1 protein-coding gene is annotated in these 292 nt (G+C 69.9%); it reads left to right on the top strand.

Annotation, left to right across the window (positions count from 1 at the left end; translation table 11 throughout):
• Window positions 1-292: acyl-CoA dehydrogenase family protein (locus tag ACLBXO_RS32155; protein ID WP_447687962.1), on the top strand; the 292-nt coding region annotated here is incomplete at both ends.

The following is a 292-nucleotide window of genomic DNA, read 5'->3' on the forward strand; positions in this document are numbered from 1 at the left end:
GGGCTACCTCGAGCACGCGGTGGCCATGGAGGAGATCAGCCGGGCCTCTGCCTCGGTCGGACTGTCCTACGGCGCGCATTCCAACCTCTGCGTGAACCAGATCCGCCGCAACGGCACCAACGCGCAGAAGCGGCGCTACCTGCCGAGGCTGATCGCGGGCGAGCATGTCGGCGCGCCCGCGATGTCCGAGCCGGGCTCCGGCAGCGACGTCGTCTCCATGCGGCTGCGGGCCGACAGGCGCGGCGACCGCTACGTCCTGAACGGCACCAAGATGTGGATCACCAACGGTCCC

Source organism: Methylobacterium sp. C33D, assembly GCF_053345825.1.